At 60.1% G+C, this 18,010-nt stretch carries 15 protein-coding genes; 5 read left to right on the forward strand and 10 right to left on the reverse strand.

The genetic code is table 11. The annotated features are described in order from the left end of the window. Window positions 1-8: 8 nt before the first annotated feature. The 6 genes from purB to HX817_RS26875 all read right to left on the reverse strand — a co-directional run bounded on the left by purB (window position 9) and on the right by HX817_RS26875 (window position 7,434). The gene (purB, locus tag HX817_RS26850) at window positions 9-1,379 is read right to left on the reverse strand and encodes an adenylosuccinate lyase (protein ID WP_003219584.1); all 1,371 of its coding nucleotides are present in this window, start codon (window positions 1,377-1,379) and stop codon (window positions 9-11) included. A 124-nt stretch (window positions 1,380-1,503) separates the two neighbouring features. Further along, window positions 1,504-2,127, reverse strand: coding sequence for a high frequency lysogenization protein HflD (gene hflD / locus HX817_RS26855; RefSeq protein WP_003219586.1), 624 nt, complete (start codon window positions 2,125-2,127; stop codon window positions 1,504-1,506). After that, window positions 2,124-3,248 carry a tRNA 2-thiouridine(34) synthase MnmA gene (gene mnmA / locus HX817_RS26860; RefSeq protein ID WP_003219588.1) on the reverse strand — a complete coding sequence of 375 codons (1,125 nt, stop codon included), beginning with the start codon at window positions 3,246-3,248 and terminating at the stop codon, window positions 2,124-2,126. Before mnmA ends, hflD begins: the two co-directional genes overlap by 4 nt. 59 nt (window positions 3,249-3,307) lie before the next feature. After that, complete coding sequence (locus tag HX817_RS26865) at window positions 3,308-3,754, reverse strand: NUDIX hydrolase (protein WP_177041781.1); 447 nt, start codon at window positions 3,752-3,754, stop codon at window positions 3,308-3,310. Window positions 3,755-3,818: 64 nt separating this feature from the next. Beyond that, window positions 3,819-5,036, reverse strand: a complete 1,218-nt coding sequence (locus tag HX817_RS26870; protein WP_177041783.1) for a serine hydrolase — start codon at window positions 5,034-5,036, stop codon at window positions 3,819-3,821. 172 nt (window positions 5,037-5,208) lie between these two features. Further along, window positions 5,209-7,434, reverse strand: a complete 2,226-nt coding sequence (locus HX817_RS26875; protein ID WP_087693052.1) for an NADP-dependent isocitrate dehydrogenase — start codon at window positions 7,432-7,434, stop codon at window positions 5,209-5,211. Between the two features lie 494 nt (window positions 7,435-7,928). On the opposite strand from HX817_RS26875, the gene icd reads away from it, so the two are divergent. Further along, a complete protein-coding gene (gene icd, locus HX817_RS26880; RefSeq protein ID WP_003219599.1) occupies window positions 7,929-9,185 on the forward strand; it encodes an NADP-dependent isocitrate dehydrogenase in 1,257 nt (418 codons plus the stop codon). 70 nt (window positions 9,186-9,255) lie between these two features. On the opposite strand, the gene cspD is transcribed toward icd, so the two are convergent. Then, complete coding sequence (cspD, locus tag HX817_RS26885) at window positions 9,256-9,516, reverse strand: cold shock domain-containing protein CspD (protein WP_023658953.1); 261 nt, start codon at window positions 9,514-9,516, stop codon at window positions 9,256-9,258. A 224-nt stretch (window positions 9,517-9,740) separates the two neighbouring features. Here cspD and clpS point away from each other — a divergent pair, with 224 nt between their 5' ends. Together clpS and clpA are read left to right on the forward strand one after the other, a co-directional pair. Next, window positions 9,741-10,109, forward strand: a complete 369-nt coding sequence (gene clpS / locus HX817_RS26890) for an ATP-dependent Clp protease adapter ClpS (protein WP_003219604.1) — start codon at window positions 9,741-9,743, stop codon at window positions 10,107-10,109. A gap of 29 nt (window positions 10,110-10,138) precedes the next feature. Then, complete coding sequence (clpA, locus tag HX817_RS26895; protein ID WP_003219606.1) at window positions 10,139-12,409, forward strand: ATP-dependent Clp protease ATP-binding subunit ClpA; 2,271 nt, start codon at window positions 10,139-10,141, stop codon at window positions 12,407-12,409. 236 nt (window positions 12,410-12,645) lie between these two features. Here the strand turns inward: clpA and infA are convergent, their stop codons facing one another. The 3 genes from infA to aat all read right to left on the reverse strand — a co-directional run bounded on the left by infA (window position 12,646) and on the right by aat (window position 14,408). Further along, a complete protein-coding gene (infA, locus tag HX817_RS26900; RefSeq protein WP_002553999.1) occupies window positions 12,646-12,864 on the reverse strand; it encodes a translation initiation factor IF-1 in 219 nt (72 codons plus the stop codon). A 100-nt stretch (window positions 12,865-12,964) separates the two neighbouring features. Next, window positions 12,965-13,672, reverse strand: coding sequence for an arginyltransferase (locus HX817_RS26905; protein ID WP_003219609.1), 708 nt, complete (start codon window positions 13,670-13,672; stop codon window positions 12,965-12,967). A 55-nt stretch (window positions 13,673-13,727) separates the two neighbouring features. Beyond that, on the reverse strand, window positions 13,728-14,408 hold the full coding sequence (aat, locus tag HX817_RS26910) for a leucyl/phenylalanyl-tRNA--protein transferase (RefSeq protein WP_003219611.1): 681 nt from the start codon (window positions 14,406-14,408) through the stop codon (window positions 13,728-13,730). Between the two features lie 486 nt (window positions 14,409-14,894). Between aat and ftsK the strand changes: the two genes are divergently transcribed. Further along, on the forward strand, window positions 14,895-17,303 hold the full coding sequence (gene ftsK / locus HX817_RS26915) for a DNA translocase FtsK (protein ID WP_003219614.1): 2,409 nt from the start codon (window positions 14,895-14,897) through the stop codon (window positions 17,301-17,303). Window positions 17,304-17,360: 57 nt separating this feature from the next. Beyond that, window positions 17,361-17,984, forward strand: coding sequence for an outer membrane lipoprotein chaperone LolA (gene lolA, locus HX817_RS26920; RefSeq protein ID WP_003219615.1), 624 nt, complete (start codon window positions 17,361-17,363; stop codon window positions 17,982-17,984). Window positions 17,985-18,010: the final 26 nt, after the last annotated feature.

Here is an 18,010-nt window from a genome sequence, read left to right on the forward strand (position 1 = left end):
AGCTTCTATCAGATGCGTTTGGCTTGAGCCACAGCGTTGCCGATGTAGTTGGCCGGGGTGAGCAGTTTCAGCTCGGCCTTGGCGGCGGCTGGCATGTCCAGGCCGTCAATGAAAGTTTGCAGCGCTTCGGAGGTGATGCCCTTGCCGCGGGTCAGCTCTTTGAGCTTCTCGTACGGGTTTTCGATGTTGTAGCGGCGCATCACGGTCTGGATCGGCTCGGCCAGGACTTCCCAGCAAGCGTCCAGGTCGGCGGCGATCTTCTGCTCGTTGAGCTCCAGTTTGCTGATGCCTTTGAGGCTGGCTTCGTACGCGATCACGCTGTGGGCGAAGCCCACGCCGAGGTTGCGCAGTACGGTGGAGTCGGTCAGGTCGCGCTGCCAGCGGGAGATTGGCAACTTGCTGGCCAGGTGCTGGAACAGGGCGTTGGCGATCCCGAGGTTGCCTTCGGAGTTTTCGAAGTCGATCGGGTTGACCTTGTGCGGCATGGTCGACGAACCGATTTCGCCGGCAATGGTGCGCTGCTTGAAGTAGCCCAGGGAGATGTAGCCCCAGATATCGCGATCGAAGTCGATCAGGATGGTGTTGAAGCGCGCAATCGCGTCGAACAGCTCGGCGATGTAGTCGTGGGGTTCGATTTGCGTGGTGTACGGGTTGAAACCCAGGCCCAGTTCGTCTTCGATGAAGGCGCGGGCGTTTTCTTCCCAGTCGATCTCAGGATAGGCCGACAGGTGGGCGTTGTAGTTGCCTACGGCGCCGTTGATCTTGCCCAGCAGCGGTACGGCCGCGACTTGAGCGATCTGGCGCTCCAGGCGGTACACCACGTTGGCCAGTTCTTTACCCAGGGTGGTCGGCGAAGCCGGCTGGCCGTGGGTGCGCGACAGCATCGGAACGTCGGCGAAACGGATCGCCAGTTCGCGGATGGCGTCGGCAGTCTGGCGCATCAGTGGCAGCATCACGTCATCACGGCCTTCGCGCAGCATCAGGGCGTGGGACAGGTTGTTGATGTCCTCGCTGGTGCAGGCAAAGTGGATGAACTCGCTGACCTTGGCCAGTTCCGGCAGCTTGGCCGCTTGCTCTTTGAGCAGGTATTCGATGGCTTTAACGTCGTGGTTGGTGGTGCGCTCGATCTCTTTGACACGCTCGGCGTGCTCCAGAGCGAAGTTTTCCGCCAGGGCGTTCAGCACAGCGTTGGCTTCGGCGGAGAACGCCGGCACTTCGCTGATGCCAGGGTGAGCGGCCAGGCGCTGGAGCCAGCGCACTTCAACCAGAACACGAGCACGGATCAAGCCGTATTCGCTGAAAATAGGGCGCAGGGCCTGGGTTTTGCCGGCGTAGCGGCCGTCAACAGGGGAAACCGCAGTGAGCGAAGAAAGCTGCATGGGGTGTTCTCGGACAGTCGGGCAACGAAATGGGGCGCGTATCATACATGAAAAAATCCGCCGGTCCGTTGCCAACTGACCGGCGTATTACGCGTGGGGCTATAAAAAAATCGGTTGCTGCGACTTATTCGTTGCGCATCAACGGGTAAAGCTCTTTCAGCAATTTGCGTCGGCTGACCACCAACTGCCAGCGATGACCGCCCAATTGGCGCCATAACCGCGCCGAACGAATACCGGCCAACAGCAGGGCGCGGATTTTCGAGGCGTTGTTTGGTTGTTGCAGGTTGCGCATATCGCCGTGCACCTGGATCCGCTGGCGCAAGGTGCTCAGGGTGTCCTGGTACAGGGCGCCACAGGCTGCGATCACGTTTTCGTGGGCCGGGCCAAAATGCTCGACCTGGGACTGGATCTGCGGCAGGCGCTTGCCGATGGTGTCCAGCAGGTCGTCGCGCTTGGCCAATTGACGCTCCAGGCCGAGCATCGACAGGGCGTAGCGCAGCGGCTCGCGCTGCAAGGTGCTTGGGTCGCGCTCGAGGGCGCCGACCAGTGCGCGATAACCTTCGCGCAGGGCCAGGTCGTCGCCGCCGTACACTTCCAGGGTGTCCTTCGGGTCGCGGATCAGCAGGCTGCCGAGCATGCAGGTCAGGCCTGCCTCGGTGACCTGGCCGGTCTTGGCGATCTTGTCCACCAGCACCGCGGCGAGAAACACGCCGCCCAGTGCCGTCAGTTGCTCCTGGGTCGGGCTCATGCCTGGCTGCTCCAGGGTTCGGCAACTTCGATCACACCGCCCCCCAGGCAAATCTCTCCGTCATAGAACACTACCGATTGGCCCGGTGTTACGGCGCGCTGCGGGTCGTCGAAGGTGGCGCGATAGCCGGTGGCGGTTTTTTCCAGGGTGCAGGGCTGGTCGCTCTGGCGATAGCGCACTTTGGCCGTGAGGCGGCGCGGGCTGCTGAGGTCCACCGGGTTGACCCAGTAGATGTCCGAGGCCAGCAGGGCGCGGGAGAACAGCCATGGGTGGTCATTGCCCTGGCCCACGATCAGCTCGTTGTGCTCCAGGTCCTTGACCAGCACGTACCACGGCTCTTCGCCGGCGTCTTTCAAGCCGCCGATGCCCAGGCCCTGGCGCTGGCCGATGGTGTGGTACATCAAGCCGTGGTGACGGCCGATGATCTCGCCTTCGGTGGTCTTGATCTCGCCCGGTTGCGCCGGCAGGTACTGCTTGAGGAAGTCGCTGAAACGGCGTTCGCCGATAAAGCAGATCCCGGTGGAATCCTTCTTCTTGGCGGTGGCCAGGCCGTGTTTCTCGGCAATGGCGCGCACTTCGGGCTTTTCCAGCTCGCCCACCGGGAACAGGGTCTTGGCGATCTGTTCGCCGCCGACGGCGTGCAGGAAGTAGCTCTGGTCCTTGTTGGCGTCCAGGCCCTTGAGCAGCTCGGTGCGGCCATCGATGTCGCGACGGCGCACGTAGTGGCCAGTGGCGATCAGGTCGGCGCCAAGGATCATCGCGTAGTCGAGGAACGCCTTGAACTTGATCTCGCGGTTACACAGGATGTCCGGGTTCGGCGTGCGACCGGCCTTGTATTCGGCCAGGAAGTGCTCGAACACGTTGTCCCAGTACTCGGCGGCGAAGTTGGCGGTGTGCAGCTTGATGCCGATTTTGTCGCAGACGGCCTGGGCATCCGCCAAGTCGTCCATGGCGGTGCAATATTCCGTTCCATCGTCTTCTTCCCAGTTCTTCATGAACAGGCCTTCCACCTCATAACCCTGCTCCATGAGCAGAACGGCGGAAACGGAAGAATCCACGCCGCCGGACATACCGACGATGACGCGCTTCTTTTGTGTGTCAGAAGGGGCTGGATCACGCATAGGATTTCAACGGGAGTCTTTAAAAAGGACGCGATTCTAGCAGGCTCGCGTCTGCAAGGCTAAAGAGAAGGGCGGATCAATTCGAGGCTGTGGCGCTGGCCGGCCAGATAATCGTCGATGCAGCGGATGATCAGCTCGCTGCGCCAGTCTTCGCGCAGGGCCATCAATTCGTCACGGGTCAGCCAGCGGGCGCGCAGAATACCGTCGTCCAGTGGGTAGTCCGGGTGGTGTTTCAGGGCCTTGGCGATGAAGCATACGCGCTGATAGGTCACGCCATTGCTGGGAGCGGTGTACAGGTAAATCCCTACAACCCCGGTGGCTTCGACGTCCCAGCCGGTCTCTTCGAGGGTTTCGCGCACGGCGGCCTCGGTCAGGGTTTCGTTCGGGTCGAGGTGGCCGGCGGGCTGGTTGAGCACGGCGCGGCCGCCCTTGAGTTCTTCGACCATCAGGAAGCGGCCGTTGTCTTCGACGATGGTGGCGACGGTGATGTGGGGGAGCCAGGTCATGGGAGAGTCTCGAGAAATCAGAGAAACATCATACAGGGGCGCCCGCCGAGAGCGCCCCTGTCGGTTACTTCGCGGCCTTGGTGATCGCGTCGAAGGCGACCATGTCATCAATCACTTCACCGCCGGTGGCTTTGGTTTGCGCTTGCCATACGACGATCACCACGTTCTGCGTGGGATTGATGTAGACAAACTGCCCGAAAATGCCGGCAGCTGTGAAGGCCTTGTCCGCCTTCGAGGCGGCGGTCCAGGCGGGCCACCACATGGAGGCAAAGTCGCCGTACGCCGGGTCGGTGCCGGTGGTGGCGCTGGCGAAGCTCATCCAGCCCTGGGGCAGGACCTGTTTGTCGCCGGCTTTGCCGCCGCTGAGTACGAACTGTCCGAAGCGCCCGTAATCTTCCAGCGTTGCACTGATGCCGCTGCCGCCGACTTCGTTGCCATTGGGGCCATCGAGCCACCAGTTGGCGTCGGTTTGCATGCCGTAGGGCGCCCAGATCTTCTCGCTCAGGTATTGCGCAAGTGGCTTGCCCGTGGCGGCGCTGACCAGTTGGCCCAGCACTTGGGTCTCGCCGGTACTGTAGTTGGTGCGGGTGCCGGGCGGCGCGGCGCTGGGCAGGCTGGCCATGAACTTGAGGGCGGAGCCGGGCACCTGTTCGGTTTGCAGCTTGAGCATCATGCGCCGGTCTGACATCGGGTCGGCGTATTTCTCACTCCATTTGACCCCGGAGCGCATCGCCAGGACCTGGCGTACGGTGGCCTGGTCGTAACCACTGCCGGCGAGTGCGGGCAGGTATTGGGTGACTTTGTCATCCAGACTTTTGATCGAGCCGTCCTGCAGCGCGGCGCCCACGAGGGTCGAGGTGATCGACTTGGCCACCGACATCGACATCCACCGGGTGTCCGGCGTGTTGCCTTTTTCGTAGCGTTCAGTAACGACCTGGCCGTTCTTGATCACCAGCAGGCCTGTTACCCGGTTGAGGGCGACGTAGTCGTCGAGGCTGTAGCGTTTGCCTTCATAGTCGAAGGCCACTGGCCCCAGCGGTTGGCTGCTGTGCGGCAGTGGAAACGGGTGGCCACCGGCCTTGATGGTGCGTACCGGGAACAGGCGATCAATGTTGCGGAAGGTGCTGACAGCGTCGGGTTCACTGAGTTTGCCGTCGTACATGGTCTGTACGTCGCCGATCGGTTCCTGGGCGTGGGGGTAGGGACTTGAAGTGCCTGCGCAGGCCGTCAGCAGGGCCAGGACCGAGGAGCAGGTCAGCGCCTGTAGGAGGTTTCTTGGCATGGGAACGTCCTTATTTATTGTTCTTTGAGGGTTGGAACAATAAGAAGACAAAGCAAGGACTGCGCCCGTTCCTGAAAAACAGGCAAAAAAAATCCGGAATCCTTTCGAATTCCGGATTTTCCTGCCGCACGAGGATCAGTCAGCGATCCTCGTGCGGCGGCACCTCAAGGCATCACACCAGCGCAGCGATTGCCGCGTTGAGGGTGGCGCTTGGGCGCATGGCCTTGCTGGTCAGCTCGGCGTTCGGTGCGTAGTAGCCACCGATGTCCACTGGCTTGCCCTGGACAGCGTTGAGCTCGGCAACGATGGTTGCCTCATTCGCGGTCAGGGTCTTGGCCAGTTCGCCAAACTGCGCTTGCAGTGCAGTGTCTTCGGTCTGGGCCGCCAGGGCTTGAGCCCAGTACAGCGCCAGGTAGAAGTGGCTGCCGCGGTTGTCGATGTTGCCGACTTTGCGCGATGGCGACTTGTTGTTGTCGAGGAACTGGCCGGTGGCCTGGTCCAGGGTCTTGGACAGCACCAGGGCTTTCGGGTTGTTGTACGTCACACCCAAATGCTCGAGGGATGCGGCCAGGGCCAGGAACTCGCCCAGGGAATCCCAGCGCAGGAAGTTCTCTTCAACCAGTTGCTGCACGTGCTTCGGAGCCGAGCCGCCAGCGCCGGTTTCGAACAGGCCGCCACCGTTCATCAGCGGCACGATCGACAGCATCTTGGCGCTGGTGCCCAGTTCCATGATCGGGAACAGGTCGGTCAGGTAGTCGCGCAGAACGTTGCCGGTCACCGAGATGGTGTCCAGGCCCTTGCGGGTGCGCTCCAGGGTGAACTTCATCGCGTCGACTGGCGACATGATGCGGATGTCCAGGCCTTCGGTGTTGTGGTCTTTCAGGTAAGCCTGAACTTTCTCGACCACGACGCCGTCGTGCGCGCGCTGCGGGTCCAGCCAGAAGATGGCCGGGGTGTTGCTGGCGCGGGCGCGGTTGACCGCCAGTTTGACCCAGTCCTGGATCGGCGCGTCTTTGGTCTGGCACATGCGGAAGATGTCGCCGGCTTCAACAGCCTGTTCCATCAGCAGGTTGCCCTTGCTGTCGGTGACGCGGACTACGCCGTCAGCCTTGATCTGGAAGGTCTTGTCGTGGGAGCCGTACTCTTCGGCTTTTTTCGCCATCAGGCCAACGTTTGGCACGCTGCCCATGGTGGTTGGGTCGAAGGCGCCATTGGCCTTGCAGTCTTCGATCACTGCCTGGTAGATAGTGGCGTAGCAGCGATCCGGGATCACAGCCTTGGTGTCGTGCAGTTGGCCGTCGGTGCCCCACATCTTGCCGGAGTCACGGATCATGGCAGGCATCGATGCGTCGACGATGACGTCGCTCGGCACGTGCAGGTTGGTGATGCCTTTGTCGGAGTTGACCATCGCCAGGGAAGGGCGAGCAGCGTATACCGCCTGGATGTCGGCTTCGATCTGCGCTTGCTGATCGGCCGGCAGCGCCTTGATGCGAGCGTACAGGTCGCCGATGCCGTTGTTCAGGTTGAAGCCGATCTGCTCCAGCACCACAGCGTGCTTGGCCAGTGCGTCTTTATAGAACTCGGCAACGATCTGGCCGAACATGATCGGGTCGGAAACCTTCATCATGGTGGCTTTCAGGTGAACCGACAGCAGCACGCCTTGTTTCTTGGCGTCTTCGATTTCAGCGGCGATGAAGCTGCGCAGGGCTTTCTTGCTCAGCACGGCGGTGTCGATGATCTCGCCAGCTTGTACGCTGGTTTTTTCCTTCAGGACGGTAGCGGTACCGTCCTTGGCGATCAGTTCGATCTTGACGGCATCAGCGCCTTCGATCTGAACGGCTTTCTCGCTGCCGTAGAAGTCGCCGTTGCTCATGTGGGCAACGTGGGACTTGGAGTCGGCAGCCCAGGCACCCATTTTGTGCGGGTGCTTGCGAGCGTAGTTCTTGACCGACAGCGGGGCGCGGCGGTCGGAGTTGCCTTCGCGCAGTACCGGGTTCACGGCGCTGCCCTTGACCTTGTCGTAACGTGCACGGGTTTCTTTTTCCGCGTCGGTGGTTACGGTTTCCGGGTAGTCCGGCAGGGCGTAGCCCTGGGCCTGCAGTTCCTTGATCGCAGCTTGCAGCTGAGGGGTCGAGGCACTGATGTTCGGCAGCTTGATGATGTTGGCTTCAGGGGTAACGGCCAGGTCGCCCAGTTCGGCGAGGTGGTCCGGCACGGCCTTGGCGCCCAGTTGCTCGGGGAAGCTTGCGAGGATGCGCGCGGCCAGGGAAATGTCGCGGGTTTCCACGGCAATATCAGCGGAAGCGGTGAAGGCCTCTACGATAGGCAGCAGTGAATAGGTGGCGAGGGCTGGGGCTTCGTCGGTGAAGGTGTAGATGATCTTCGAGCGGGTGGGCATATTCGGATTAACTCTCTTCTTTGCTGAAAGCATGCGCAGAAACTCGAGATGCGCCGGGTAAAGCGCGTTCGTTCAAAGTCATCCATGAGCGAAATGTCGAAGTTTCTTCGCGGTGATGTTGGGTTGCATCAGTCGAGCGTCAAGCGGGTGAGCTACTGTAGTAGCTCGGCTTTTCTGGCGGAGGGCGTCTGTCTAGAGCGGTCGGCCGTCGTGACTCTTTGGTCAGCGGCGGCATTATACATAGGTCGCTATGCTTACGCCGAGCCTTCATACAAAAGGTGTGTCGTCCATTGGTCTAAAGGTCGCAGGCAGCGGGTTGCGCCTAAAGTCGCATGATGTGCTCAAGATTGGCGCTTTTCCCTTTGCTTTCAAGCTTGTAGGCCGCTAAATGTGCTGTTTTCGACGCAAATGTGTAGGGCCTGAGGTTTCAGTCCTCATTTATCTGGAGTAGGCTCGAACGCAGCCAGATGTTCAATCCATAGATGGAGTTCAGCATGGGATACAAGAAGATTCAGGTTCCGGCAGTCGGCGACAAAATCACCGTCAATGCAGACCATTCTCTCAATGTTCCTGACAACCCGATCATCCCCTTCATCGAGGGTGACGGTATTGGCGTCGACATCAGCCCGGTGATGATCAAGGTGGTCGATGCAGCTGTTAACAAGGCTTATGGCGGCAAGCGCAAAATCTCCTGGATGGAGGTTTATGCCGGCGAAAAGGCCACCCAGGTTTACGACCAGGACACCTGGCTGCCCCAGGAAACCCTGGATGCGGTCAAGGACTACGTGGTTTCCATCAAGGGCCCGCTGACCACCCCAGTCGGTGGCGGTATCCGTTCGCTGAACGTTGCCCTGCGCCAACAGCTCGACCTTTATGTGTGCCTGCGCCCGGTGCGCTGGTTCGAAGGCGTGCCCAGCCCGGTCAAGAAGCCAGGCGATGTGGACATGACCATCTTCCGCGAGAACTCCGAGGATATTTACGCCGGCATCGAGTGGAAAGCCGGCTCCCCGGAAGCGATCAAGGTCATCAAGTTCCTGAAGGAAGAGATGGGCGTCACCAAGATCCGTTTCGACCAGAACTGCGGGATCGGCATCAAGCCGGTGTCCCTGGAAGGCACCAAGCGCCTGGCGCGCAAGGCCTTGCAGTATGTCGTGGATAACGACCGCGACTCGCTGACCATTGTGCACAAAGGCAACATCATGAAGTTCACCGAAGGTGCCTTCAAGGAATGGGCCTACGAAGTGGCGGCCGAAGAGTTCGGCGCGACCCTGTTGGATGGCGGCCCGTGGATGCAATTCAAGAACCCGCGCACCGGCAAGAATGTGGTGGTCAAGGACGCCATTGCCGACGCCATGCTCCAGCAGATCCTGCTGCGCCCGGCCGAATACGACGTGATCGCCACCCTTAACCTTAACGGTGACTATCTGTCCGACGCCCTGGCGGCGGAAGTGGGCGGTATCGGTATTGCGCCGGGCGCCAACCTGTCCGACACCGTGGCGATGTTCGAAGCCACCCACGGTACTGCGCCGAAGTATGCCGGCAAGGACCAGGTCAACCCGGGTTCGCTGATCCTGTCGGCGGAAATGATGTTGCGCCACATGGGCTGGACCGAAGCGGCCGACCTGATCATCAAGGGCACCAACGGCGCAATTTCGGCCAAGACCGTGACCTATGACTTCCACCGCTTGATGGACGGCGCCAAGTTGCTGTCGTCGTCGGCGTTCGGGGATGCGCTGATTTCGCATATGTAAGCTGATACAGGGGCGTAAAAAAACCGGCCTGATGGGCCGGTTTTTTTTAGAGCGTTTGCTCAGTGGCTGATCAGGCCAGTTGTCTTTTTGATTTTTGAGCGACGCCCTCTTTGGGGGTAGTGGCGCTGACTGGAGCGCTGATATTCACTGCGTGCAAGCCCTTGGGTCCCTGAATGATGTCGAAGGAAACCGGTTGCCCTGCCTTTAGTGTCTTGTAGCCATCCATTTGGATAGCCGAGTAATGCGCAAATAGGTCGTCAGTCTTGTCGTCTTCGTTGATGAAGCCGTAACCCTTGGCATTGTTGAACCACTTGACCTTACCGCTCGCCATGCCCATATCCCTCTGCACCAGACTCCATCACTGGAGTATCATCCAGTTTATCCGTCCTAACCCGAATAAATAAGGTTGACTGCGCGGACCTTTTTTACCCACTGTGGGTTCTATTGGTTGTAACACTGATTTGCCGATAGTCAAGGCGACCAGTCGGTCAGAGTTGAAATTCTGACAGGTCGCCCCCACCACTGTATTTGAACCACTGACGAACCTTTCTTTCCATGCATGCAATCAGCCAGATTCGACTAACATTCAATCAGGATCGCCCGGATCATCAAGAAGACGACGACGGTTCTGCAGGCATTGCTGTCCAGGAGGCCAAGCCTGCTTTACAGGCGCCGCCGATGTACAAGGTGGTTTTGTTCAATGATGACTACACACCGATGGATTTCGTCGTCGAAGTACTCGAGGTGTTTTTTAACCTGAACCGCGAGTTGGCGACCAAGGTAATGCTGGCCGTTCACACAGAAGGACGGGCAGTATGTGGAGTGTTTACCCGCGACATCGCCGAGACAAAGGCCATGCAGGTCAACCAGTACGCCAGGGAAAGCCAGCATCCGCTACTCTGTGAAATCGAGAAGGACGGTTAACTCCGACCACTTGGGTATGAGGTGAAGCTATGTTAAACCGCGAGCTCGAAGTCACCCTCAATCTTGCCTTCAAGGAGGCCCGTTCGAAGCGTCATGAATTCATGACCGTCGAACACCTGCTGCTGGCACTTTTGGATAACGAAGCTGCCGCCACCGTACTGCGTGCGTGTGGTGCCAATCTCGACAAACTCAAGCATGACCTGCAGGAGTTTATCGACTCCACCACGCCGTTGATCCCCGTTCATGACGAGGACCGCGAGACCCAGCCAACCCTGGGCTTCCAGCGGGTACTGCAGCGTGCCGTTTTCCACGTACAGAGCTCCGGCAAGCGCGAAGTCACAGGGGCCAATGTGCTCGTGGCGATCTTCAGCGAGCAGGAAAGCCAGGCCGTATTCCTGCTCAAGCAGCAAAGCGTTGCCCGTATTGATGTCGTCAACTACATCGCCCATGGCATTTCCAAGGTGCCGGGGCATGGCGATCACTCGGAAGGTGAGCAGGATATGCAGGATGACGAGGGCGGTGAGTCTTCTTCTTCGAGCAACCCGCTGGACGCTTATGCCAGCAACCTCAACGAACTGGCGCGCCAGGGGCGGATCGATCCGCTGGTGGGGCGTGAGCTGGAAGTTGAGCGCGTGGCGCAGATCCTGGCGCGTCGCCGCAAGAACAACCCGTTGTTGGTCGGTGAGGCAGGCGTGGGTAAAACCGCGATTGCCGAAGGCCTGGCCAAACGCATTGTTGATAACCAGGTGCCCGACCTGCTGGCCAACAGCGTCGTCTACTCCCTTGACCTGGGCGCATTGCTCGCCGGGACCAAGTACCGTGGCGATTTCGAGAAGCGCTTCAAGGCGTTGCTCGGCGAGCTGAAAAAACGCCCGCAGGCGATCCTGTTCATTGACGAAATCCACACCATCATCGGTGCCGGTGCGGCTTCCGGTGGCGTGATGGATGCGTCGAACCTGCTCAAGCCGCTGCTGTCTTCGGGCGATATCCGTTGCATCGGTTCGACCACGTTCCAGGAATTCCGCGGGATCTTCGAAAAAGACCGTGCCCTGGCGCGCCGCTTCCAGAAAGTGGATGTGTCCGAGCCTTCGGTAGAAGACACCATTGGCATCCTGCGCGGGCTCAAGGGGCGCTTTGAAGCGCACCATGGCATCGAGTACACCGATGAGGCGCTGCGTGCAGCCGCCGAGCTGGCATCGCGCTACATCAATGACCGGCACATGCCGGACAAGGCCATCGACGTGATCGACGAGGCGGGTGCCTACCAGCGCCTGCAGCCGGTAGAGAAGCGTGTGAAACGCATCGACGTGCCTCAGGTCGAGGATATCGTGGCGAAGATCGCGCGGATTCCGCCAAAACACGTCAACACCTCCGATCGGGAGCTGCTGCGTAACCTGGAGCGCGACCTCAAGCTGACGGTGTTTGGTCAGGATGCGGCGATCGACTCGCTGTCCACCGCGATCAAGCTGTCCCGCGCTGGCCTCAAGTCGCCGGACAAGCCGGTCGGTTCGTTCCTGTTCGCCGGGCCTACCGGCGTCGGCAAGACCGAAGCGGCGCGGCAATTGGCCAAGGCCATGGGGATCGAGCTGGTGCGTTTCGACATGTCCGAGTACATGGAGCGTCACACCGTGTCGCGCCTGATCGGTGCGCCTCCGGGCTATGTCGGCTTCGACCAGGGCGGCCTGTTGACCGAGGCGATCACCAAGCAGCCACATTGCGTGCTGCTGCTCGATGAAATCGAGAAGGCGCACCCGGAAGTCTTCAACCTGCTGTTGCAGGTCATGGACCACGGCACCCTGACCGACAACAACGGGCGCAAGGCGGACTTCCGCAACGTGATCGTGATCATGACCACCAATGCCGGTGCCGAAACGGCCGCGCGGGCTTCCATTGGCTTTACTCATCAGGATCACTCTTCCGACGCCATGGAAGTGATCAAGAAGAGTTTCACGCCGGAATTCCGCAACCGCCTGGACACCATCATCCAGTTTGGTCGCCTCAGCCATGAGGTCATCAAAAGCGTGGTGGACAAGTTCCTCACCGAGCTCCAGGCGCAGTTGGAAGACAAGCGCGTGCAGCTGGAAGTCTCGGACGCGGCGCGCAACTGGCTGGCGGAAGGTGGCTACGACGCGGCAATGGGCGCTCGGCCAATGGCTCGCCTGATCCAGGACAAGATCAAGCGCCCACTGGCGGAAGAGATCCTGTTCGGCGAACTGGCAGACCATGGTGGCGTGGTGCACATCGATCTGAAGGACGGCGAGCTGACCTTCGACTTCGAAACCACGGCTGAAATGGCCTGATAGCTGACGCAACAAAACAAAAAGGCGCCGAGAGGCGCCTTTTTGCTGCCTTGAAACCGATGGAGATCAAATGTGGGAGCGGGCTTGCTCGCGAATGCGGTGTGCCAGTCGACACAATCAGTGACTGACACGCCGCATTCGCGAGCAAGCCCGGTCCCACAAGGGATTTCTGGTTTCAGGTAAATAGCGCGCACACAAAAACGCCCGGCATAACCGGGCGTTTTGTATTGACTTGATTAACGGGCGCGGTAAGTGATGCGCCCTTTGCTCAGGTCATAGGGCGTCAGTTCGACGCGCACTTTGTCACCGGTAAGAATACGAATGTAGTTCTTGCGCATCTTGCCGGAGATATGCGCGGTTACGACGTGCCCATTTTCCAACTCCACACGAAACATGGTGTTGGGCAGGGTGTCGACGACAGTGCCTTCCATTTCGAAGCTGTCTTCTTTCGACATGCAGTAAAGCCCTCGGTATCCAGTGAATGGCCCGGTGCAACTGCGCCAGGCAAAAGCGGCGTGCATTGTGCCCGAAAAAGGGTGTTTAAGCCAAGAGGTTCTAGTTCAACGTGACCCATCTTTGGTTAATTAGCAGCTCAATGGGCCGATATTGGGTCTTGTAGTTCATCTTTTTGCAGTTTTTTATCCAGTATCCGAGGTACACCGCCTCCAATTCCAGTCGCAAGGCTTCACCGATCTGCCACAGGATCGCAAAGCGTCCCAGGCTGCGCCGTTCCTCGGCGGGCTCATAAAAGGTGTAGACCGCCGACAGGCCATTGGGCAGCAGGTCAGTCACGGCGACCGCCACCAGTCGTCCCTCGAGCCGAAACTCATAGAAGCGCGAGAAGGGCAGGTCGCGCACCAGGAAGGTGGAAAACTGGTCGCGGCTGGGCGGGAACATGTCGCCGTCGGCGTGGCGCTGTTCGATGTAGCGTTGGTAAAGGTCGAAATATTCTTCGCTGAAGCCGGGTTTGGTGGCGGTGACGGTCAGGTCGGCGTTGCGCTTCAGGATGCGTTTCTGGTTGCGGTCCGGCAGGAACTGCGCCACCGGGATGCGCGCCGGTACGCAGGCGTTGCAGTTCTGGCAGTGCGGCCGGTAAAGGTGGTCGCCGCTGCGCCGGAAGCCCATTTCCGACAAATCGGCATACACATGCACGTCCATCGGCTGGCTGGGGTCGAGGAACAGCGTGGTGGCCTGCTCATCGGGCAGATAGCTGCATGAGTGGGGTTGAGTGGCATAAAACTTCAAACGCGCCAGCTCGGTCATGATCAACCCTCGGATAAGCTTTGAAATAAGTGTAAGCCAGGTGCGGGGAAGTCGCCTAGGAAACCCACGGAGCAGAGCTGGTTTGGTCCAGATGGTCGCGCAGGTAGTTGGCGAAGTCGCTGCGGGGAATGGCGCGGGCGCCGAGGCTGTGCAGGTGATCGGTGGGCATCTGGCAGTCGATCAGCACAAAGCCCCAGGCCTGTAGTTGCCGAACCAGGGTGGCAAAGCCGTATTTCGAGGCGTTGTCGGCGCGACTGAACATGGACTCGCCGAAAAACAACTGGCCCATCGCCAGGCCGTACAGGCCGCCCACCAGTTCGCCCGCGTCCCACACCTCCACCGAATGCGCATAACCGCGCTGGTGCAGTTGCAGGTAGGCGTTCTGCATGGCTTCGGTGATCCAGGTGCCATCGGCATAACTGCGCGGCGCCGCGCATGCCTGGATGACTGCAGCGAAGTCCTGGTCGAAGGTCACTGTGTAACGCTGCTGGCGCAACAATTTGCCGAGGCTGCGGGAAACGTGCAGCTCATCGGGGAACAGTACGGTGCGCGGGTCGGGCGACCACCAGAGGATGGGCTGGCCTTCCGAGAACCAGGGAAAACAGCCGTGACGGTAGGCCTGGATCAGGCGGTCGGCCGACAGGTCGCCACCGGCAGCGAGCAGGCCATTGGGTTCGCGCATGGCCTTGGCCAGCGGTGGGAAGGTCAGGGTGTTGCGTTGTAACCAGGTCAGCATGGCATCCAGGCTTACGGAAGGGGAGGGCGGTAACGGCGATGTTGTCCGTTGCAAGAGCTGTGATTATTGTCGACGAAACGCTCTGGGGCTACCCCGAACATGGGATCGGTGCAGATAAGCATGAACGGGTGTTTCTGCAACTCTATGCCGGGGGCGTGGTCGTAATCGCGTACGTCGGTCGGCAAGCTAGCCTGGATTGGCAAAACAGCTCATAAGCCTTTGTCAGTAAAGACAATGCATGCTCAAATTGAACGTTATGAAATTGAACATTGGCTATGCTGTGTAACGTAGGGCCAAGTGCGTGGCATCGCGCACACAAACCCGTACAATGCGGCCATTGGGGCGTTATCGCCGTTTCATGAATCAGTAGCAGGGTGTTAAAAGTAGCTCCACTGGCACTCGTTCATTTTTTACCTGCCCGGATTGGGCAGTGTTTTGCAGTCATTCAACAGATGGACGCGCTAAAGGCGCAGGAAAAGACCCCTTTTGAAGAAATCCGCCGCAACACCTAAAGCCGCAGTCGTGCCCGCCTGGCGCCAGCACCTGCACTACCGACTCAAGGAAGGTGCACTGATCGCCATCGGCGCGCTGTGCCTGTTCCTGATGATGGCCTTGCTCACCTATGGCAAGGACGATCCAGGCTGGAGCCACAACAGCAAGATCGAAGACGTGCAGAACTTCGGTGGTCCGGCCGGTTCCTACAGCGCCGACATCCTGTTCATGGTGCTGGGTTACTTCGCTTACATCTTCCCGTTGCTGCTGGCCATCAAGACCTGGCAGATTTTCCGCCAGCGTCACGAGCCGTGGCAATGGAGCGGCTGGCTGTTCTCCTGGCGCCTGATCGGCCTGGTGTTCCTGGTGTTGTCCGGCGCGGCCCTGGCCCATATCCATTTCCATGCACCTACCGGTCTGCCGGCCGGTGCCGGCGGCGCTCTGGGCGAAAGCCTCGGCGATCTGGCCCGCAGGACCCTGAATATCCAGGGCAGCACCCTGATGTTTATTGCGCTGTTCCTGTTCGGCCTCACCGTGTTTACCGACCTGTCCTGGTTCAAGGTCATGGACGTGACCGGCAAGATCACCCTCGACCTGCTCGAACTGTTTCAGGGCGCCGCCAATCGCTGGTGGTCGGCCCGGGTGGACCGCAAACGCATGGTTGCGCAACTGCGCGAGGTGGATACCCGCGTCAACGAGGTGGTGGCCCCGAGCACGCCGGACCGGCGTGAGCAGGCCAAGGTCAAGGAGCGCCTGATCGAACGCGAGCAGGCCCTGACCAAGCACATGTCGGACCGCGAGAAGCAAGTGCCGCCGGTGATTGCCCCTGCGCCGCCGAAGGCCCCCGAGCCAAGCCACCGCGTGCAGAAAGAGAAACAGGCGCCGTTGTTTGTCGACAGCGCCGTGGAAGGCACCTTGCCGCCGATCTCGATTCTTGATCCTGCGGAAAAGAAACAGCTCAATTACTCCCCTGAATCCCTGGCGGCCGTCGGCCACCTGCTGGAAATCAAGCTCAAGGAATTCGGCGTCGAAGTCTCGGTGGATTCGATCCACCCGGGCCCGGTGATTACCCGCTACGAAATCCAGCCGGCTGCCGGCGTCAAGGTCAGCCGCATTTCCAACCTGGCCAAGGATCTGGCGCGTTCGCTGGCCGTGACCAGCGTGCGGGTGGTGGAAGTGATTCCGGGAAAGACTACCGTCGGTATCGAGATTCCCAACGAAGACCGGCAGATCGTGCGCTTCTCCGAAGTGCTGTCGACCCCGGAATACGACAACTTCAAATCGCCGGTCACCCTGGCCCTGGGCCACGACATCGGCGGCAAGCCGGTGATCACCGACCTGGCGAAAATGCCTCACTTGCTGGTTGCCGGTACCACCGGTTCCGGTAAGTCGGTGGGTGTGAACGCGATGATCCTGTCGATCCTGTTCAAGTCGGGCCCGGATGACGCCAAGCTGATCATGATCGACCCGAAAATGCTTGAGCTGTCGATCTACGAAGGCATTCCACACCTGTTGTGCCCGGTGGTGACCGACATGAAGGATGCGGCCAACGCCCTGCGCTGGAGCGTTGCCGAGATGGAACGGCGCTACAAGCTGATGGCGAAGATGGGCGTGCGTAACCTGTCGGGCTTCAACGCCAAGGTCAAGGAAGCCCAGGACGCCGGCACGCCGCTGACCGACCCGTTGTACAAGCGCGAAAGCATCCACGACGAAGCGCCGCTGCTGACCAAATTGCCGACCATCGTGGTGGTGGTCGACGAATTTGCCGACATGATGATGATCGTCGGCAAGAAGGTCGAAGAGCTGATCGCCCGTATCGCCCAGAAGGCGCGGGCCGCCGGGATCCACTTGATCCTCGCGACCCAGCGTCCGTCGGTGGACGTGATCACCGGCCTGATCAAGGCCAACATCCCGACCCGCATGGCGTTCCAGGTGTCGAGCAAGATCGATTCCCGGACCATCATCGACCAGGGCGGCGCCGAGCAACTGCTGGGCCACGGTGACATGCTCTACATGCCGCCGGGCACCAGTTTGCCGATCCGTGTCCACGGCGCGTTCGTCTCCGACGATGAGGTGCACCGTGTGGTGGAAGCCTGGAAACTGCGTGGCGCCCCGGAATACAACGACGACATCCTCGCCGGTGTCGAAGAGGCCGGCAGCGGCTTCGACGGTGGCAGCGGCGGTGGCGACGATGATGCCGAGACCGATGCGCTCTACGACGAAGCGGTGCAGTTCGTGCTTGAAAGCCGCCGCGCCTCGATCTCCGCCGTACAGCGCAAGCTGAAGATTGGCTACAACCGCGCTGCCCGCATGATCGAAGCCATGGAAATGGCCGGCGTGGTCACCTCGATGAACACCAACGGCTCGCGCGAAGTGATTGCGCCAGCGCAGATGCGTGACTGATTACGTGCCGCGTGGCAACACGCGGCACGCCTTGCAACCGAATCTAAGAGGACTCCCATGCGTCTTATCCGCATGCTGTTGTTGCCTGCATTGGCCCTGACTGCTGTTTCGGCTCATGCTGACCCGGCTTCCGTCGCGAGCCTGAAAAACCTGTTGGACAAATCCCAGACCCTGACCGCGCGCTTCTCCCAGCTCACGCTGGATGCCGGTGGCACCCAGTTGCAGGAAACCGCCGGCGAGATGGCTGTGCAGCGCCCAGGGCTGTTCTACTGGCACACAGAAGGCAAGGCCGAGCAGACCATCGTCTCTGACGGCCAAAAAGTCACCCTGTGGGACCCGGACCTGGAGCAGGCGACCATCAAGAAGCTCGACCCGCGCCTGAACCAGACGCCAGCGCTGTTGCTGTCGGGCGATGTGTCGAAGATCAACGACAGCTTCGACATTACCTCCAAGCAGACCAGCAACGTGATTGAATTCACCCTTAAGCCGAAATCCAAGGACACGCTCTTTGACACGCTGTCCCTGTCGTTTGGCAACGGCGTGATCAACAACATGCGTCTGATTGACAGCGTCGGCCAGCGCACCGATATCCTGTTCTCCGGGGTCAAGGCCAACCAGCCGGTACCGGCATCCAAGTTCAAGTTCGACATCCCGAAGGGTGCCGACGTGATCCAGGAATAAACTGCCCAGAGGTTTCAAACGCTGCC

It is taken from the genome of Pseudomonas sp. C6002, assembly GCF_013385805.1.
Lineage (GTDB): Bacteria > Pseudomonadota > Gammaproteobacteria > Pseudomonadales > Pseudomonadaceae > Aquipseudomonas.